The organism is Pseudonocardia sp. NPDC049635 (assembly GCF_040659795.1).
Classification (GTDB): domain Bacteria; phylum Actinomycetota; class Actinomycetes; order Mycobacteriales; family Pseudonocardiaceae; genus Pseudonocardia.
The window spans coordinates 39,129-57,305 of sequence record NZ_JBFAON010000019.1 but is presented as its reverse complement, the minus strand read 5'-3'; the positions used below and the strand labels follow the sequence as shown (position 1 = coordinate 57,305).

Sequence of the window (18,177 nt, the reverse complement as noted above, 5' to 3'; positions counted from 1 at the left end):
CAGGATAGGTGCGGCGGATCAGCCGGACGACGGTGCCCGGCTCAGGTCGACGACGCAGAACACGTTGCCGTCCGGGTCGGCGAGCACGACGAAGTCCGGATCGGCCGGGTAGTCGTCCCAGTCGGGCAGTATCGCTCCGAGCCCGACCAGCCGCGCCACCTCGGCGGTCTGCTCGTCGGTGCTGTCGACGAAGAGATCGAGATGGACCCGGGGCCGGGCCTGCGGTGCCGACCGGCTGTGCATCAGGCCGAGCACGCGGACGCCGTCCGGCCCGGTGAGGGTGCGCCAGCCCGCACTCGCCCACTCCTCGGAGACCGTCAGGCGCAGGGCCGCCGACCAGAAGCCGGCGGCGCGATCGAGATCGGTGACGCCGATGACGGGGAACCCGAGACGCAGCATGTCTGCCAGCATGGCCGGTGCGGACGGGAACGGCCCGGTCGCACCGAGGTGCGACCGGGCCATCCGTCCCGAACTGACGCGCCGCTCCCACCACGAAGCGACGTGACTCAATTTAGGTGAGCCTGACCTAAGTGTCAACGGTGGGTCCGAGGATTCCGCATGCCGGGACGACGGGTTCGCCCGGACGGTCGCGCTCGCCCGCAGGCCCCTGTCGGGGGTCGCCGCTAACCTGCCCGACGTGAGTTCCCAGAGCGACGGGCAGGCCCGCGACCGGCACGCGAAGCTGGCGGCCGAGGTGGCCGACCACCAGTTCCGTTACTACGTGCTGGATTCGCCGGTCATCTCCGACGGCGAGTTCGACGAGCTCTGGCACGAGCTGCTCGCGCTGGAGCAGGCACATCCCGAGCTGGCCACGCCGGACTCGCCGACCCAGCGCGTCGGCGGCACGTTCTCCACCGAGTTCGTCGCGCACGACCATCTGGAGCGGATGCTCTCGCTGGACAACGCGTTCTCCCCGGAGGACCTGCGCACCTGGCAGGAGCGGGTCACCCGGGAGGTCGGCGAGAACCTGCACTACCTCTGTGAGCTCAAGATCGACGGCCTCGCGGTGAACCTGCTCTACGAGCGGGGGAAGCTGACCCGCGCGCTCACCCGGGGCGACGGACGCACCGGTGAGGACATCACCCTCAACATGCGCACCCTGGCCGAGGTGCCGCTCACGCTGACCGGCACCGCCGAGTTCCCCGTGCCGGACCTGGTTGAGGTCCGCGGCGAGGTCTACTTCCGGCTGGAGGATTTCGACCGGCTCAACGCCTCGCTGGTGGAAGCGGGCAAGGAACCGTTCGCCAATCCGCGCAACACCGCGGCCGGGTCGCTGCGGCAGAAGGATCCGCGGGTCACCGCCTCGCGCAACCTCCGGTTGATCTGCCACGGCCTCGGCCGCCGCGACGGGTTCAGCCCACGCACCCAGTCGGAGGCCTACGACGCGCTGGTCGCCTGGGGGCTGCCGATCTCGCCGCGCACGAAGGTGGTCCGGGGCATCGAGGCGGTGATCGAGTTCGTCGAGTACTGGGGCGAGCACCGGCACGACGTGGAGCACGAGATCGACGGCGTCGTCGTCAAGGTCGACGAGGTGGCACTGCAGCGCAGGCTCGGCGCCACGTCCCGCTTCCCACGCTGGGCGATCGCCTACAAGTACCCGCCGGAGCAGGCGACCACCCGGTTGCTGGACATCCGGGTCAACGTCGGGCGCACCGGGCGGGTCACCCCGTACGCGGTGATGGAACCGGTGAAGGTGGCCGGGTCCACGGTCGAGATGGCGACCCTGCACAACGCCGACGAGGTGCGCCGCAAGGGGGTGCTGATCGGTGACCGGGTGGTCATCCGCAAGGCGGGCGACGTGATCCCCGAGGTGCTCGGCCCGGTGGCCGACGTGCGGGACGGCACCGAGCGCGAGTTCGTGATGCCGACCCACTGCCCCGAGTGCGGCACGGCACTGGTCCAGCAGAAGGCCGGCGACGTCGACCGGCGCTGCCCGAACGCCCGTTCCTGCCCGGCTCAGCTGCGTGAGCGGCTGTTCCACGTCGCCGGCCGCGGTGCGTTCGACATCGAGGGCCTCGGTTACGAGGCCGCGGTGGCCCTGCTCACCTCGGGCGTGGTGACCGACGAGGGCGACGTGTTCGCCCTCACCGAGGCCGACCTGCTGCGCACCGAGCTGTTCCGCAACCAGAAGGGCGAGCTCACGGTCAACGGGCGCAAGCTGCTCGCGAACCTGGAGGCCGCGAAGAACCGGCCGCTGTGGCGGGTGCTCGTGGGGTTGTCGATCCGCCACGTCGGCCCGACCGCGGCGCAGGCGCTGGCCCGCGAGTTCGGCTCGATGGAGGCGCTGGAGCGGGCCGCCGAGCAGGCGAGGGAGGCCACCGAGGCTGCCGGGGTGGCGATCGTCTCGGACGGCACGGCCGGGGAGGACGACGGAGCCGACCCCGCCCGGCCGACCGACCCGGCCGATCCCGCCGACGTGGCCGATCCCGCGGGCCCGGCCGATCCCGCCGACACGGGCGTGGACACCGGCTCGGTCGATCTGGCCGATTCCACCCCGCCCGCCGACGCCGCGGTGGACACCGGGCCGGCCGCTCCCGCCGACGCGGTCGTCGAGGCCGAGAAGGAGGAACGCGCCGCCGCACGCGCCCGGGCGAAGGCGGTGGCCCAGGCGCTCGCCCCGATCGCCGGGGTGGACGGCGTCGGCCCCACCATCGCCGCCGCGGTGCGTGACTGGTTCTCCGTCGACTGGCACCGCGAGGTCGTGCAGAAGTGGCGCGCGGCGGGCGTCCGGATGGAGGACGAGGTCGACGAGTCGGTCCCGCGGTTCCTGGAGGGCCTGTCGATCGTGGTCACCGGTTCGATGGAGCGCTGGTCCCGGGACGAGGCGAAGGAGTCGATCATGGCCCGTGGTGGCCGGGCCGCCGGATCGGTGTCGAAGAAGACCGCCTTCGTCGTCGCCGGAGAGGCACCCGGCTCGAAGTACGACAAGGCCGTCGAACTCGGTGTCCCGGTCCTCGACGAGGCCGGGTTCGAGGTGCTGCTCGATCGCGGGCCGGACGCTGCCCGGGAGCACGCCTCGGCCGGGTGAGGCGGCCGCGGTGCTGCCCGTGGGTCGCCGTTCGATCACCGGGTGTGCCCGCCCGGCGCGGGCCCGCTGCCGGACGGCGACGTCACCCGGTGCGGGGGGCGCGTCCGGCCGGAGCACCCCGGGACCGACCACCTAGTCTTCCTCGAACCGGTCCGGCGTGGACCGGTGACGGGTGAAGCGGAGGAACACGGTGCTGCAGGCGGCGCTCAACGGGTCACGACCGGCGGATGCCCATCCGGCCCTCCCGGTGCTGCCACGCCATCTGGCCCGCGACGCCCGCGCGGTCGCCCGGCTCGGCGTCACCTCGGTGCACGTCCACCCGCGTGACGACGACGGCCTGGAGACGATCGAGCCCGCCGTCGTCGGTGACGTCGTCGCGCTGATCCGCCAGGAGGCCCCCGGCATCGAGGTCGGCGTCCCGACCGGCCGGTGGATCCAGCCGGACCCGGCCGACCGGGTGGAGACCGTGCTGGCCTGGGGCCGCCTCGGCTCCGGCAAGCCCGACGTGTGCGGCGTCAATGTGCACGAGCTGGGCTGGACCGACGTCTGCCGGGCCGCCTGGTCGGTCGGCATCGCCGTCGAGCTGGGCGTCTGGACCAGTGGCGACGCGGTGACCCTGCGCCAGAACGGTCTGCCGCCGGGCACCCGCCGGGTGATCGCCGAGTCGACCGTCGTCGATCCGGAGACCGCCGTGGCCGAAGGCATCCGGATCCTGCGCGCGCTGGGCCAGCCGCCCGTCCCCGTGCTGCTGCACGGTGAGGAGGAGGGCGCCTGGCCGGTCCTGGAGTACGCGACCCGGGTCAACATCGACACCCGGATCGGTTTCGAGGACGTCCTGGTCCGGCCGGACGGCTGGCTGGCCACCGGCAACGACGACCTCGTCCGCACCGCACTGTCCATCCGGGTCTGAGCGAGGATCGGGTACACACCCCTTGGCCCCGCTGCACACCCACCGCAACAGGTGTGCAGCGGGGCCAAGGGGTGCGTACCGGGTGTCAGGCCTTCAGGACGGTGGCGACGATGCCGGCGAGGTGCGCGAGGCGGGCGAGCTCGGAGGGCCGGAACACCGGGCCGCCCGGCCGTCCCACCACCAGGGTCTTGGGCGGCACGCCCGATCCGAACGGAGCCGCGGCCAGCTCGGTGTCCATCGCCCGCCACGGCTCGGGCACCCAGTGCCGCTCGTCGAGGGCGATCGCCCGGTCGAGCGGCAGCCACGGCAGGTCGCCGGTCCGGGTCTCGGGCGCGGCGGAGCTCTCCGCGATCCGGTAGGACCGCCCGTCCTCGCTGACCGCGACCAGCGCCCAGCCGGCCCGGAACAGCCGCGGGACCTCCGCGGCGAGCAGGTCCAGCCCGTGCCCGGGGTCGCCGGCGATCTCGTCCAGCAGCTCCAGCTCGCGGTGCGTGTCCAGCTGCCCGGTGTGCGGGCGCACCGACTCGACGGTCACCCCCGGTACCGACTCGGCGGCCGTGATCAGCACGTCCGGCGGGCGGTTCGTCGACAGCTCGACGGCGATGTCGTCGACGGCCTGCCCGTTGCTGCGCTCGACGACGTCCACGCTGAGGATGTCCGCCCCGGCACCGCCGAGTGCGGAGGCGACGGCCCCGAGGTTGCCGGGCTTGTCCGGGAGGACGACCCGGAGCAGGAACGACACGAACGGATCCTCTCCCTCTGCTCGGACGCCCTGGTGGCATGCCGGTGCACCCGCGCCGGAGCGGTGCGGCCGCACCCGCTCCGCGCGAGGTGCGACACGGAGGTTCCGGGCGGGAACAGTGATCCTGCCACCCGGCCCTCGCGTCGGTCATCCTGCCCGCCTGCGCTGCGTGCCGGGGCGCTCACCGGGGGGCGGTCGGCGGCCGGACCGGCGGGAATAGACTCGGTGCAGACCGGTGCACTCGTCCGCCGAGGGCGTGTCCGGTGATGTTCCGGCGGGCCGCAGCCGGTGACACCGTCGTCGCGGCGCCGGGGCCGGGACCGCGCAGCCGGGGCCGGGGCGTATCCGGATCCACCCCGGGCCGCGAGTGACGAATTATCCCGAGGAGGGGCATGACCACCGATTCCCCCGCAGCTGGCGGGGCCATCACCCGGGACGAGGTCGCACACCTCGCCCGGCTGGCCCGCCTGGCCGTCACCGAGGAGGAGCTGGACGTCTTCGCCGGCCAGCTCGATGTGATCATCGGTTCGGTGGCACGGGTCGGTGAGGTCGCCGCCGACGACATCCCGCCGACCTCGCACGCCGTCCCGCTGGAGAACGTCTTCCGGGCCGACGAGATCCGCCCCGGTCTCACCCAGGAGCAGGCGCTCGCCGGCGCACCGGCCGCCGAGGACGGGCGGTTCCGGGTGCCGCGGATCCTGGGGGAGGAGGCATGAGCGACCTGACCAGGCTCACCGCGGCCGCGCTCGCCGAGAAGATCCACTCCCGGGAGGTGTCCGCGGTCGAGGCCGCCCGCGCCCACCTGGACCGGATCGCCGCCGTCGAACCGGTGGTGCACGCCTTCCTGCACGTCGGTGCCGAGGCCGCGCTGGCCGCGGCGCAGCGCACCGACGAGGCGCTCGCCGCCGGAGAGCGACCCGCTTCACCGCTGGCCGGGGTGCCGCTGGCGCTCAAGGACGTCTTCACGACCTCCGACATGCCCACCACCTGCGGCTCGCGGATCCTCGACGGCTGGCAGCCGCCCTACGACGCCACCGTCACCGAGCGGTTGCGCGCCGCCGGGATCACGATCCTCGGCAAGACCAACATGGACGAGTTCGCGATGGGCTCCTCCACCGAGCACTCGGCGTACGGCGTCACCCGCAACCCGTGGGACACCAGCCGGGTGCCGGGTGGTTCCGGTGGCGGCTCCGCCGCCGCGCTGGCCGCCCACGAGGCGCCGCTGGCGATCGGTACCGACACCGGTGGCTCGATCCGCCAGCCCGCCGCTTTCACCGGCACCGTCGGCGTCAAGCCCACCTACGGCGGCGTCTCCCGCTACGGGCTGGTCGCCTGCGCCTCCTCGCTGGACCAGGGCGGGCCCTGTGCACGGACGGTGCTGGACGCGGCGCTGCTGCACGAGGTGATCGGCGGGCACGACCCGCGCGACTCCACCTCGATCGACCGGCCGGTCCCGGCCGTCGTCGAGGCCGCCCGGCAGGGTGCGAGCGGTGACCTCTCCGGGCTGCGCGTCGGCGTCGTCCGCGAGCTGGGCGGGGAGGGCTACCAGCCGGGGGTCCGCGCCGCGTACGACGCGTCGCTGCGCCGGCTGGAGAAGCTCGGCGCCGAGCTGGTCGAGGTGTCCTGCCCGCATTTCGAGTACGGCATGGCCGCCTACTACCTGATCCTGCCGAGCGAGGTGTCGTCGAACCTGGCCCGGTTCGACGCGATGCGCTACGGCCTGCGGGTGGAGGAGGGCCGCAGCGCCGAGGAGGTCATGGCGAACACCCGGGAACAGGGCTTCGGGCCCGAGGTGAAGCGCCGGATCATGCTGGGCACCTACGCGCTGTCCTCGGGCTACTACGACGCCTACTACGGCCAGGCGCAGAAGGTCCGCACGCTGATCAGCCGGGACTTCGACGCCGCGTTCGCCCAGGCCGACGTGCTGGTCTCGCCGACCACGCCGACCGTGCCGTTCCCGATCGGGGACAAGGTCGACGACCCGCTGGCCATGTACCTCAACGACCTGGCGACCATTCCGACGAACCTGGCCGGGGTGGCCGGGATGTCGGTGCCGTCCGGACTCGCCGACGGCCTGCCGACCGGGCTGCAGATCATGGCGCCGGCACTCGGCGAGGCCGTGATGTACCGCGTCGGGGCCGCTTTCGAGGCCGCCCGCGACGCCGACGAGGGCGGCCCGCTGATCGCCCGGGTCCCGGAGGTGACCGCATGACCGCAGCTGTTGAGCTGGTGGACTTCGACGACGTCGTGGCCCGTTTCGACCCGGTGATGGGCATCGAGGTGCACGTGGAGCTGTCCACGAACACCAAGATGTTCTGCGGCTGCCCCACCGAGTTCGGCGCCGAACCGAACACCCAGGTCTGCCCGGTCTGCCTGGGCCTGCCCGGTGCGCTGCCGGTGGTCAACCGGGCCGCCGTCGAGTCGGCGATCCGGATCGGTCTGGCGCTGAACTGCTCGATCGCCCCGTGGGGCCGGTTCGCCCGGAAGAACTACTTCTACCCGGACATGCCGAAGAACTTCCAGACCAGCCAGTACGACGAGCCGATCGCCGTCGACGGGTTCCTGGACCTCACCCTGGACGACGGTGAGGTCGTCCGGATCGGCATCGAGCGCGCGCACATGGAGGAGGACACCGGCAAGTCGCTGCACGTCGGCGGCGCGACCGGGCGGATCCACGGCGCGGACCACTCGCTGCTCGACTACAACCGGGCCGGTGTGCCGCTGATCGAGATCGTCACGAAGATGATCCCGGACACCGGGGCCCGCGCCCCGGAGGTCGCCCGTGCCTACGTCACCGCGCTCCGCGACCTGATCAAGTCGCTGGGTGTCTCCGACGTGCGGATGGACCAGGGCTCGATGCGTGCCGACGTCAACCTGTCGCTGTCGCCGAAGGGCTCCGGGACCCTCGGGACCCGCACCGAGACCAAGAACGTGAACTCGCTGCGGTCGGTGGAGCGCGCGGTCCGGCACGAGATGGGCCGGCAGGCCGCGGTGCTCGACGCCGGGGGCGAGATCGTCCAGGAGACCCGCCACTTCGACGAGCAGACCGGCCACACCCGCGCCGGGCGGCGCAAGGAGACCTCCGAGGACTACCGGTACTTCCCGGAGCCCGACCTGGTGCCGATCGCCCCGAGCGCCGAGTGGATCGAGGAACTGCGCGCCACTCTGCCCGAGCTGCCCTGGGAGCGCCGCCGCCGGATCCAGGACGAGTGGGGCGTCTCCGACGAGGAGATCCGCGACCTGGTCAACGCCGGTGCCCTCGACCTGGTCGAGGCCACCGTCGCCGCGGGGGCCCCGTCGCAGGAGGCGCGCTCGTGGTGGGTGTCCTACCTCGCCCAGCAGGCCAACACCCGCTCCGTGGAGCTCGCTGACCTGGCGATCACACCCGAACAGGTGGCCAGGGTGGTCGAGCTGGTCGCGAGCGGCGAGCTGACGAACAAGCTGGCCCGCCAGGTCGTCGACGGAGTGCTCGACGGTGAGGGTTCGCCGGACGAGGTCGTCGCCGCGCGTGGCCTCAAGGTCGTCTCCGACGAGGGCGAGCTGATCGCCGCCGTCGACGCCGCGCTGGCCGCACAGCCCGACGTCGCGGAGAAGATCCGCGGCGGCAAGGTCCAGGCCGCCGGTGCGATCGTCGGCGCGGTCATGAAGGCGACGAAGGGGCAGGCCGACGCCAAGCGCGTCCGTGAGCTGGTCATCGAGCGGGTCGGGGCCTGACCTGACCGGCGCGCGGGCCCGGCGGGGAGCGAACCTCCCGCGAATCGGGGACTTCAACCAGGCGGTCGTGCTGGACGCGCTGCGGCGCGCCCGGCACGGCCTGTCCCGGGCGGATCTCTCCGAGCACACCGGACTCTCCGCGCAGTCGATCACGAACATCGTGCGCCGGCTGGCCGAGCGCGGGCTGGTCACCGAGCAGGCTCCGGCGCTGCCGCACGGGCGGGGTCGCCCGGCCGCGCCGATCCGGCTCGACCCGGCCGGCCGGTTCGCCGTCGGCGTGCACGTGGACCCCACCGTGACGTCGGTGGCCCTGGTCGACCTCACCGCGGCCGTCGTCGCGTCCCGGCGCACGGTCGCCGCCTCCGCGACCAGCCCCGAGCGGCTGACGACGGCTGTTGCCGACGCGGTCGCGGAGGTCACCGCGGGCGTCGCCGCCGAGCGGGTGCTGGGTGTCGGCGTCGCCACCCCCGGCCCGGTCGACACCGGCGCGGGTGTCGTCGTCGGTGCGCCGCTGCTGCCCGGTTGGGAGCGCGTCGAGCTGCGCAGGCTGGTGCGGGAGGCGACCGGGCTCCCGGTCGTCATGCACAAGGACACCGCGGCCGCCGCGGTCGGTGAGCTGTGGCACGAGCCGGACCCGGCCGACTTCGTGTTCCTCTACCTGGGCACCGGGCTCGGGGCGGGATTCGTCGTGAACGGCGAGCTGCTGCCCGGCCGCACCGACAACGCCGGCGAGATCGGACACCTGATGGTCTCGCCGGACGGGCCGCGCTGCCACTGCGGCCAGGTGGGTTGCGTCGGCGCGAGCAGCATGCCCCGCACCCTGGTCGGCGAGGCCGTCGCCGCCGGGGTGCTGGAGCCTTCGGCACACGATGCCGGGGACGTCGAGATCGATGCGGCCTTCACCCGGCTCTGCGTCGCCGCGGCGCGGAACGCGCCCGCCCGCGAGGTGCTGGAACGCTCGGCGGCCCGCCTCGCCAGGGCCGCCGTCACCCTGTGCAACGCGCTCGACGTCGGCGCGGTCGTCGTCGGTGGGCCGGCCTGGTCCCGCACCGAGCCGGTGTTCCTGCCGATCCTGCGCGAGGTCGTCGCTGCCACCACCGAGGCGCGCCGGGTGCACGAGGTGGCCGTGCGCAGCAGCGTCCTCGGCGACGACGCGGCGGTGGTCGGGGCGGCCTGCCTGGTTCTGGAGCACTCGTTCTCGCCGAGCCCGGCCACCCTGCTGATCCGCTGAGCACCGGTCCGACAGTCAGGCCTTCAGCCCGCCCGCCGCGGTGAACCCGCTGCCGAGCCGCCTGCCCAGCATCAGGTAGAGGATCACCACCGGCGCCGAGTAGAGGATCGAGAACGCCGCGAGCTGGCCGTAGGCGACCTGCCCGTACTGCGAGGAGAAGGTGAACAGGCTGACCGCGGCGGGCAGCTTGTCCGGCGAGAGCAGCAGCATGAACGGGACGAAGAAGTTCCCCCAGGTCTGGACGAGCGTGAAGATCGCGACCACGGCCACCCCGGGACGCATCAGCGGCAGCACGATCTCCCACAGCGTGCGCAGCGTCGTCGCCCCGTCCGTCCAGGCCGCCTCCTCGATCTCGATGGGGACGCCGTCCATGAACCCCTTCGTCAGGAAGATCGCGTACGGCAGTGCCGACGTGGCCAGGAACAGCACCGCCGCCGGCATCGAGTCGACCAGATTGACCTGCACGAACAGCGCGTAGACCGGGATCATGATGGCGGTGATCGGCAGGCCGGTCGCGAACACGATCGTCAGCAGGAACGGCCTGGCGGCCCGGCTGCGGTAGCGCGACAGAGGGTAGGCGGCGAGCACCGCGCAGACCACCGTGACCAGGGTGGCGCCGCCGCAGAGCAGCACCGAGTTCCACATCGGACGGAACGTCGTCTCGGGGTTCAGAACGGCCGCGTAGTTGTCCAGGCCCGGTTGCGCCGGCCAGGCCACGGCCAGCGAGGCCTCGGTGTCGAACGAGGCCAGCACCACCCAGGCCAGCGGGATGCAGAAGATCGCGGCGATCGCGAGCAGCGCGAGATCGGCCGGGCCGGGTCGGCGCCCGCGGCGCCGGGAGGTGCCCAGCGGGGGCGGATCGGCGTCCGGCTCGGCACCGGCCGGTCGGGTCGAGGTGAGCGTCACACGTCCTCCTTCGCGAGCAGCCGCAGGTAACCCAGCGAGGCGATGCCGCCGATGAGCAACAGGAGCAGTGCCACCGCGGTGCCGTAGCCGAGCCGGCCGTAGCTGAAGGCCTGCTCGTACATGAACAACGGGAGCGTCTGGCTGGACGTCCCGGGGCCGCCTGCCGTCATCACGTAGATGAGCCCGAACACCGAGAGGGTCTGCAGGGTGATCAGCATCAGGTTGGTGGCGACCGCGCGGCGGATCAGCGGAAGGGTCAGCTCGAAGAACCGCTGGACGGGACCGGCCCCGTCGATCCGCGCGGCCTCCTCGATCTCCTCCGGGATCTCGGCGAGCGCCGCCGTGTAGACGAGCATCGTGAAGGCGGTGCCCCGCCAGATGTTCGCGAACGACACCGCGATGATCGGCAGCGCCGTCAGCAGCTCCTGGTCGGGCAGTCCGACCAGGCCCAGCAGTGCGTTCAACGATCCGTCACCGGCGAGAAAGGTGTACCAGAGGTACCCGACGACGACCTCCGGCAGGATCCACGCACCGACCACGATCACCCCGGTCACGGCACTCACCGGCCGCGACGCCCGTCGCATCAGCAGGGCCAGGGTCAGGCCGAGCAGGTTCTGCCCGATGATCGCGGAGACGACGGTGAACACCAGCGTGAGCCCGGCCGAGTTCCAGAAGTCCGGCGAGGTGAGCGCATCGGTGAAGTTGGACAGCCCGACGAACGACGTGACGTCCGAGCCCTCCCCGCGCAGCGCGCGGTTGGTGAACGCGAGGTAGACGCTGTAGACGACGGGGCCGGCGAGGAACAGCACGAGGAGCACCACGGCGGGCACCAGCGGCCCGCCGCGGAGCAGGGTGCGCCGCCGCGACCGGCGGCGGACGGGGGCCCTGCCGGTGCCGGTGTCCGCGGACACGTCGGCGCTCACGTCGCGACCTCCGGCGTGGTCGCCTCGATCCCGACGATGTCGACGAGCGCGGCGTCGTAACCGTCGGCGGCGGCCTCCGGGCTCGCCGCCCCGGTCATCACGGCCTCGGTCGCGGCCTGGATCGCCGAGGAGATCTGCGGGTACGGGGCCAGGGCGGGCCGGTAGTCGGCGTGCGGGACGAGATCGGTGAAGAACCCGGTGACCGGGGAGTAGCCGGCGTAACCGGGGGCGGCGGCGACGTCGCTCCGGTTGGCCAGCTTGTTGTCGCCGACCGTCCAGGAGGTCGCGTTCGCGGTACTCATCATCGTGCTCAGCAGCTGCCATGTCAGGTCCGGATCCGGCGCCAGTGCCGGCAACGACCAGGCCATGCCACCGGACAGCGTCACGAACCCGCGACCCTGCCCGTGCTGGGTGGGCATCCGCGCGAGCCCGAGCTCGGAGTCCCACTCCGGCCAGTCGTCCCAGTGCTGGGCGATCCAGTTCCCGTCCACTACCATGCCGACCGTCCCCTCCGGCATCCACGACGTGTAGACGGTCTCGGTGAGGTTCGGGTCCAGCGCGGCCTCCAGCGGTGGGCCGAGCCCCTCGCCGTACAAGGTGTGCAGGAAGCGCAGCGACGAGCGCATCCCGGCGGCGCCGGTCGTCCAGCGCCGGGTGTCCTCGTCGTAGAGCACCGAACCGGTCCCGTTGAACAGCATCTGCAGGCCCTGCATGCTGGCCTTCTCACCCTGCGCCTTGCCCGAGTAGAACAGGGCGGGGACGACGTCCGGGACCCGGTCGCGGATCGCCCGGGCGGTGTCCAGCACGTCGTCCCAGGTCCGCGGGTTCCACGGCAGCTCGATCCCGGCACGCTCCAGGACCCTGCGGTGGTACCAGATCGCCCGCGTGTCGGTGGGCCCCGGGATCGCGTAGACCCGGCCGTCCTCGTCGCGCACCGCGTCCTGCGCGACGTCGACGTAGGCGTCCCAGAGCGGCCAGTCGGCGATGTAGTCGTCGAGCGGGCGCAGGTAGCCTGCGGCGATGTCGGCCCGCAGGATGAAGGTGTCCTCGTAGACGATGTCCGGCGTCGTCCGTGCCGACGCCATCATCAGCTCGTTCTTCGTGAAGTAGTCGTTCTCCGGGGCGACCAGCGGGATGACCTCCACCGAGGTCCCCGGCCGGGCCGCCATGAACTCGGCGGCCGCGGAGTCGAGGAACCGGGCCGTGGCCTCGCCGCCGCCCCACTCCTGGAACGACACCTGCAGGCTCCCGGGAGCGCGGGCGCTCCCGCAGGCGGAGAGCAGCGGCCCGGCCAGCAGGCCCGCTCCCGCCGCACCCGGCAGGGCGCGGCGGGAGAACCCGCGTGGTCGGGAGGGTGGGAGCGCCTGGCGCGTCGGCCCTGTCGGCTCCGTCGGCATCAGGGGGACCGTCCTTCCGCGTCGTTGCGTGGCCGGTGGTGCGGGTTCAGCCCCGGCGCAGCCGGAGCGTGCTGATTCCGAACGGGCGCAGCTGCAGCCGCAACCCCTCCGAGAGGGCCTCCGGGGTGTCGAGCGGGCGTTCGAGCAGGTCGGTCTCGACGGCTCCCGAACAGGGGAACCCGGTCCTCAGGACGGCGTCGGCGCGGCCGCCGTGCGCCTCGTAGAGCCGGACGACCACGTCACCGCTCCCGTCGTCGGCGAGCTTGACGGCCTCCACCACGACCCCGTCCGCACCGGGCCCGTCCTCGACCGAGACCAGCGGCTCCACCGGTCCGGCACCGATGACCTCGCGGACCGGCAGGTTGATCCGGTAGCCCTCGCGGACCGCGTCCGGCACGGTCGCACCGGGGGTGACGCTGCACCGCAGGACGTGCGTACCGGAGTCGGCCTCCGGGTCCGGGAACTGCGGCGCCCGCAGCAGCGACAGCCGCAGCAGCGTCGTCGTCCCGGCGGCGGTCCCGCGGCTCCGCTCCCGGGTCGAGCGGGTGACGTCGTGCCCGTAGGTCGCGTCGTTCGCGACGGCCACACCGTAACCGGGCTCCCCGACGTGCACGAACCGGTGCGCGCAGGTCTCGAACCGGGCGGCGTCCCAGGAGGTGTTCGCGTGCAACGGCCGGTGCAGGTGCCCGAACTGGATCTCCGAGGTGGCCTGCTCGGCGTGCACGTCCAGTGGGAACGCCAGCTTGAGCAGCTTCTGCCGCTCCTGCCAGTCGGCGTGCACGGTGACGTCGAGGCGCCCGGACCCGGGCGCGAGGACGTAGTCGGTGCGCACGGTGCTCGCGGAGAACTCCAGGTACGCGCGGATCCCGCCCGGGATCTCCTCGACCGACGTCGCGGGCGGGAGGTCGATCTCCACCCGGCGGTAGTGCCGGTCGACGTCCCAGGCGTCCCACTCGTTCGGGATGTCGGAGAACAGCTGCAGTCCGGCGGTCGCACCGGGGGCGAGAACCTCCCGGCCCGCGACGAGGTCGCGCAGGCCGTGCAACCGGCCGTCGCTGCCGACGGTCGCGTCGAGCAGCCCGTTGCCGATCCGCCAACCCCGCTCGGTGCGGCACACCGTCGTTGCGGGCTCGGTGGGTGGGACCGCCGTACCGATGCCCAGCGCCGGGGAGCCGTCGCGCCGGAACGGCCCGGCGTTCGCGGCCAGCACGGTGTCGCCGTCCCCGGACAGCCGGTCGAGCGCCCCGGCGATGATCGTCTCCAGCTCGACGGCGACGGCGGCGTGGTTGCGCTCGGCGTCGCGGTGCACCCAGGCGATGGAGCTGCCGGGCAGGATGTCGTGGAACTGCTGCAGCAGCACCAGCTGCCAGAGCCTGCGCAGGTCCTGCGCCGGGTACGGGGCCCCGGTGCGTACCGAGGCCGTCGCGGCCCACAGCTCGGCCTCCCGCAGCAGGTGCTCGGTGCGCCGGTTGCCCTGCTTCGTGCGGGCCTGCGAGGTGTAGGTGCCGCGGTGGTACTCCAGGTACAGCTCGCCGGACCAGACCGGCGGGTCGGAGTACTCGGCCTCGGCCGCGGTGAAGAACTCGGCCGACGTGCCGACCCGCACCCGGGGTGCGCCCTCCAGATCGGCCTGCCGGTGGGCGGCGGCGAGCATCTCCCGGGTGGGCCCACCGCCACCGTCACCGTGTCCGAACGGGACCAGTGACGAACCGGCCCGGCCCTTCTCCCGGTACTGGCGCTGGGCCCGGTCCAGCTCCTCGGCCGACAGCTCGGAGTTGTACGTGTCGACGGGCGGAAAGTGGGTGAACACCCGGGTGCCGTCGACTCCCTCCCACAGGAAGGTGTGGTGCGGCATCCGGTTGGTGTCGTTCCAGGAGATCTTCTGGGTCAGGAACCACCGCGACCCGGCCGCGCGGACGAGCTGCGGCAACGCCGCGGTGTATCCGAACGAGTCGGGCAGCCACACCTCCTCCGGCTCGACGCCGAGCTCGTCGAGGAAGAACCGCTTGCCCTCCACGAGCTGGCGGGCCAGCGCCTCCCCGCCGGGCATGTTCGTGTCCGACTCGACCCACATCCCGCCGACCGGCACGAACGTGCCCGCGGCGACGGCGGCCCGGAGCCGGTCCCACAGCTCGGGGTAGGTGTCGCGGATCCAGGCGTACTGCTGGGCCGACGAGCAGGAGAACCGCAACGACGGGTCCTGCTCGGCTAGCGACAGCACGTTCGAGAACGTCCGCGCGCACTTGCGGACGGTCTCCCGGACCGGCCACAGCCACGCCGAGTCGATGTGTGCGTGCCCGGTGGCGACGACCCGGTGTGCGCTGGCGTGCGCCGGCGCGGCCAGCGCAGGGGCGAGCCGCTCCCTGGCCGCCGCGGCCGTGCCCGCGAGGTCGCGCGGCTCGATGACGTCGAGCGCGTCCTCCACGGCGGAGACGATCGTCGCGTGCCGGGCGGAGTCCTCGCCCAGCCGGTCCAACCAGCCCTCGAGCACCCACAGGTCCTGTTCCAGCTCCCACACCGTCTCGTCGAGCAGTCCGACGTCGGCCCGGCGCAGTGTGTACAGCGGGTCGCTGCCCGCGGTCTCCGGATCCCCGAGCGGGGTCGGGACGAACCAGCCCTGTTCGGCGATCCGCGGGTTCGCCGCGGCCTCCAGGTAGATGTCCACGGAGTCACCGCGGACCGGGACGTAGGCGTTGAACGGCTCGATCCCCTTGATGATCGTGCCGTCCGGGCTCCATGCGGTGGCCTCGGCCTGGAACCCGGGCTGGTCGGAGGTGAATCCCAGGTCGACGACGACCTCGGCCCGGGTCCCCGGCACGTCCGCCCAGTGCTGCGGGACGGTGCCGGTCGCGTGGAACCAGACAGTGCCCCACGGGCGCCCCCATGCCGAGCGGTGACCCGCGCCCACCGGGAACGGCAGGTAGGTCCGTCCGACGGCCTCGTCGAACGCCACCGGTTCGCCGGGCGCTTCCCAGGCCGTGACGTCCAGCGGTGCGGTCTCGCGGTAGCGCGCCCTCCCGAGGTGCTCCAGCCGGAGGCGCCGCAGGCGGTCGACGACGAATCGGGTGCGGTCGTGCACGAGCTCTCCTGCCGTTGGGCGACCCTGCCGCTCAATATCTAAAAATGATGGATAAAATATGTCAAGGGGTCTGCTACGGCGCGCTGCTCAACTGCACCCCTCGCCCGGCCCGACCGCTCCTCGGTGTGTGGCCCGGGCCGGGCCCGACTCAGATCGCGGACTCCCCGCCGCCGGTCGGCGGCTGGATGCGGATCACCCGGTCGTCGGTACGGCCCGGCGCCGTGCCGTCCCGGTTGACCGTGCCCAGCCACAGCAGACCGTCGGGGGCCCGGGTCACCTCGCCGACCGCTCCGTAGGCGCCCTCCAGAACCGGCTTCGGGTCGCCGGTGAAGGTGCCGTCACGGCCCGGCGTGAGCAGGTACAGCGCCTCGGCGCCGGGCTGGGCCACGACCACGGTGCCCGGCAGCACCGTGCAGCCCGTGACGCCCGGACGTTCCGGCCAGGTCCAGGCCGGGGCCCCGAGCGCGCCCGCCCCGACCCGGTAGAGGACGTCCCGGGCCGGGGTCCGGTCGGTCACCCAGGTGGTGTCCGTGGCCGGGTCGACGCAGACCCCGCCCGGATCGAGGAGTCCACCGGCGAGCACCGGTGACGCCGGATCGGGGTTGCCCGGCGCGGGTCGGCCGAGCGTGTCGATCCGCAGCACCGCACCGGCCAGCGGGCCCTCGCCCGCGCCGGTCACGACGAGGAGATGGGTACCGTCGACCGCAAGCCCGCCGGCCGAGTTCGGCAGCCCGGTCAGCACCGGTTTCGGCGGTTCACCGGGGGCGATCCGCAGTACCTGGCCGCCGTCGGCCGTGCCGGCGAGGACGTAGACCAGCCGGTCCTCGGCGTAGCCGGGGGAGAGCACCAGCCCGGTGATCCCGGTGGCCGGGTCGACCGGCACGGTCGCGATCTCGACCGGGTCGGCGTCCTGCCGCACCTGCAGCACCCGTCCGGTGCGGCGCTCGGCGACGAGCGCCTGGTCACCGGGCGGCAGGACGGCGACCGCGCCGACCGGTGACAGGCAGGCGGCGACGACCTGCGGGTCCGGGTCCTCGCAGGGACCGGCCGGTGGTGCGGGCCGCCGGTCCTGCTGCGGGCCCGGCTCGGGACCGGTCGGCGGGGGCGGTTCGGTCGGCGCGATCTGCGGGGGGCCGCCCAGCTCGCCCTCGCCCTCCGCCTGCGGCCGCCAGTCCCGCGGCCCCTCGTCGGGGAACGTCGCGCAACCGGTCACGAGCACGAGCAGCGCCGCGACGGTCAGCAGCAGGCGGACGTTCACAGTGGTCCACGGTAGGCGGGACGAGGTGAGCGTCGGGTGAGTACGGTCCGTGGACATGACCGTCATGAGCCCCGTGACCGTTCTGGTGCCGCACACCGAAGGAGCCGAGATCCTCTCCGAGGTGGAGGGTCTGCACCCGGTCGTCTACGACCCGGAGGGGCCGTTGCCCGAGGCGGCCGCCACCGCCCGCGCGCTGGTCCCGCCGTTCCTCGCGACGTCCGATGCGATCGAGCTGACCAGGGGAATGCCGGAGCTGGAGCTCGTCCAGCTGCTCACCGCGGGCGCCGAGGCATGGATAGGCAAGCTTCCCGACGGCGTCGCACTGTCCGACGGCCGCGGCGCGCACGGTGGTGCCACCGCGGAGTGGGTGCTGTCGGTCCTGCTCGCCGTCTACCGGCATCTGGACCGGTTCGTGCGCGCGCAGGACCGTGGTGTGTGGGACTACCACCAGACCGAGGAGCTGGCCGGGAAGCGGATCCTGATCGTCGGCGCCGGCGACGTCGGTGCGAAGACGAAGGCCCGCCTGGAGCCGTTCGAGGTCGAGACCACCCTGGTCGGCCGCACCGCGCGGGACGGCGTGCACGGCTGGGACGAGCTGCCGTCGTTGCTGCCCGACCACGACGCGACGGTGCTGATCGTCCCGCTCACCGACGAGACCCGCGGCATGGTCGACGCCGAGTTCCTCGCCGCCATGCCGGACGGCGCGCTGCTGGTCAACGGTGCCCGCGGACCGGTGTGCGACACCGACGCGCTGCTTGCCGAGCTGAACTCCGGACGGTTGCGGGCGGCGCTCGACGTCACCGATCCCGAGCCGCTCCCCGACGGCCATCCGCTGTTCTCCGCGCCGGGGCTGCTGCTCACCCCGCACGTCGGCGGCAGCGTCCCGCTGGCGATGCGCCGTGCGTACCGGGTGGCCGCCGAGCAGCTGGCGGCGTTCGCCGCGGGCGGTGAGCCCCCGAACCTGGTCACCGGGACCTACTAGGGGACGC

Annotated in this window: 14 protein-coding genes; 7 read left to right on the top strand and 7 right to left on the bottom strand. The window is 73.1% G+C overall.

The genetic code is table 11. From position 1 onward, the window contains the following. Positions 1-18: 18 nt before the first annotated feature. Positions 19-399: a VOC family protein gene (locus AB0J24_RS21050; RefSeq protein WP_358683827.1), complete on the bottom strand. Its 381-nt coding sequence runs from the start codon at positions 397-399 to the stop codon at positions 19-21. Between the two features lie 208 nt (positions 400-607). Here AB0J24_RS21050 and ligA point away from each other — a divergent pair, with 208 nt between their 5' ends. Both ligA and AB0J24_RS21040 read left to right on the top strand, forming a co-directional pair. Further along, positions 608-3,028 (top strand): NAD-dependent DNA ligase LigA, encoded by a 2,421-nt coding sequence (gene ligA / locus AB0J24_RS21045; RefSeq protein WP_358683945.1) that lies wholly within the window; start codon positions 608-610, stop codon positions 3,026-3,028. A gap of 172 nt (positions 3,029-3,200) precedes the next feature. After that, positions 3,201-3,938, top strand: coding sequence for a 3-keto-5-aminohexanoate cleavage protein (locus tag AB0J24_RS21040; protein WP_358683825.1), 738 nt, complete (start codon positions 3,201-3,203; stop codon positions 3,936-3,938). 85 nt (positions 3,939-4,023) lie between these two features. Here AB0J24_RS21040 and AB0J24_RS21035 read toward each other — a convergent pair whose 3' ends face one another. Next, positions 4,024-4,680 (bottom strand): amino acid-binding protein, encoded by a 657-nt coding sequence (locus AB0J24_RS21035; protein ID WP_358683823.1) that lies wholly within the window; start codon positions 4,678-4,680, stop codon positions 4,024-4,026. A gap of 392 nt (positions 4,681-5,072) precedes the next feature. Between AB0J24_RS21035 and gatC the strand changes: the two genes are divergently transcribed. The 4 genes from gatC to AB0J24_RS21015 are packed head-to-tail and all read left to right on the top strand — an operon-like array spanning position 5,073 to position 9,625. Continuing rightward, positions 5,073-5,396, top strand: coding sequence for an Asp-tRNA(Asn)/Glu-tRNA(Gln) amidotransferase subunit GatC (gatC, locus tag AB0J24_RS21030; RefSeq protein WP_358683822.1), 324 nt, complete (start codon positions 5,073-5,075; stop codon positions 5,394-5,396). Continuing rightward, a complete protein-coding gene (gene gatA / locus AB0J24_RS21025; protein WP_358683819.1) occupies positions 5,393-6,892 on the top strand; it encodes an Asp-tRNA(Asn)/Glu-tRNA(Gln) amidotransferase subunit GatA in 1,500 nt (499 codons plus the stop codon). The genes gatC and gatA overlap by 4 nt, the downstream gene beginning before the upstream one ends. Further along, on the top strand, positions 6,889-8,394 hold the full coding sequence (gene gatB / locus AB0J24_RS21020; protein ID WP_358683817.1) for an Asp-tRNA(Asn)/Glu-tRNA(Gln) amidotransferase subunit GatB: 1,506 nt from the start codon (positions 6,889-6,891) through the stop codon (positions 8,392-8,394). The genes gatA and gatB overlap by 4 nt, the downstream gene beginning before the upstream one ends. After that, complete coding sequence (locus AB0J24_RS21015) at positions 8,363-9,625, top strand: ROK family transcriptional regulator (protein ID WP_358683815.1); 1,263 nt, start codon at positions 8,363-8,365, stop codon at positions 9,623-9,625. Before gatB ends, AB0J24_RS21015 begins: the two co-directional genes overlap by 32 nt. Positions 9,626-9,640: 15 nt before the next feature. Here AB0J24_RS21015 and AB0J24_RS21010 read toward each other — a convergent pair whose 3' ends face one another. The 5 genes from AB0J24_RS21010 to AB0J24_RS20990 all read right to left on the bottom strand — a co-directional run bounded on the left by AB0J24_RS21010 (position 9,641) and on the right by AB0J24_RS20990 (position 17,188). Beyond that, a complete protein-coding gene (locus tag AB0J24_RS21010) occupies positions 9,641-10,531 on the bottom strand; it encodes a carbohydrate ABC transporter permease (protein ID WP_358683813.1) in 891 nt (296 codons plus the stop codon). Next, positions 10,528-11,454 carry a sugar ABC transporter permease gene (locus AB0J24_RS21005; RefSeq protein WP_358683811.1) on the bottom strand — a complete coding sequence of 309 codons (927 nt, stop codon included), beginning with the start codon at positions 11,452-11,454 and terminating at the stop codon, positions 10,528-10,530. The genes AB0J24_RS21010 and AB0J24_RS21005 overlap by 4 nt, the downstream gene beginning before the upstream one ends. Continuing rightward, on the bottom strand, positions 11,451-12,851 hold the full coding sequence (locus AB0J24_RS21000; protein ID WP_358683809.1) for an extracellular solute-binding protein: 1,401 nt from the start codon (positions 12,849-12,851) through the stop codon (positions 11,451-11,453). The genes AB0J24_RS21005 and AB0J24_RS21000 overlap by 4 nt, the downstream gene beginning before the upstream one ends. Positions 12,852-12,897: 46 nt before the next feature. Then, positions 12,898-15,930: a glycoside hydrolase family 38 C-terminal domain-containing protein gene (locus AB0J24_RS20995; protein ID WP_358683807.1), complete on the bottom strand. Its 3,033-nt coding sequence runs from the start codon at positions 15,928-15,930 to the stop codon at positions 12,898-12,900. 148 nt (positions 15,931-16,078) lie between these two features. Continuing rightward, a complete protein-coding gene (locus AB0J24_RS20990) occupies positions 16,079-17,188 on the bottom strand; it encodes a glucose dehydrogenase (protein WP_358683805.1) in 1,110 nt (369 codons plus the stop codon). A 55-nt stretch (positions 17,189-17,243) separates the two neighbouring features. Between AB0J24_RS20990 and AB0J24_RS20985 the strand changes: the two genes are divergently transcribed. Continuing rightward, entirely contained in the window at positions 17,244-18,170 is a 927-nt protein-coding gene (locus AB0J24_RS20985) for a 2-hydroxyacid dehydrogenase (protein WP_358683803.1), read from the top strand. Positions 18,171-18,177 lie beyond the last annotated feature (7 nt).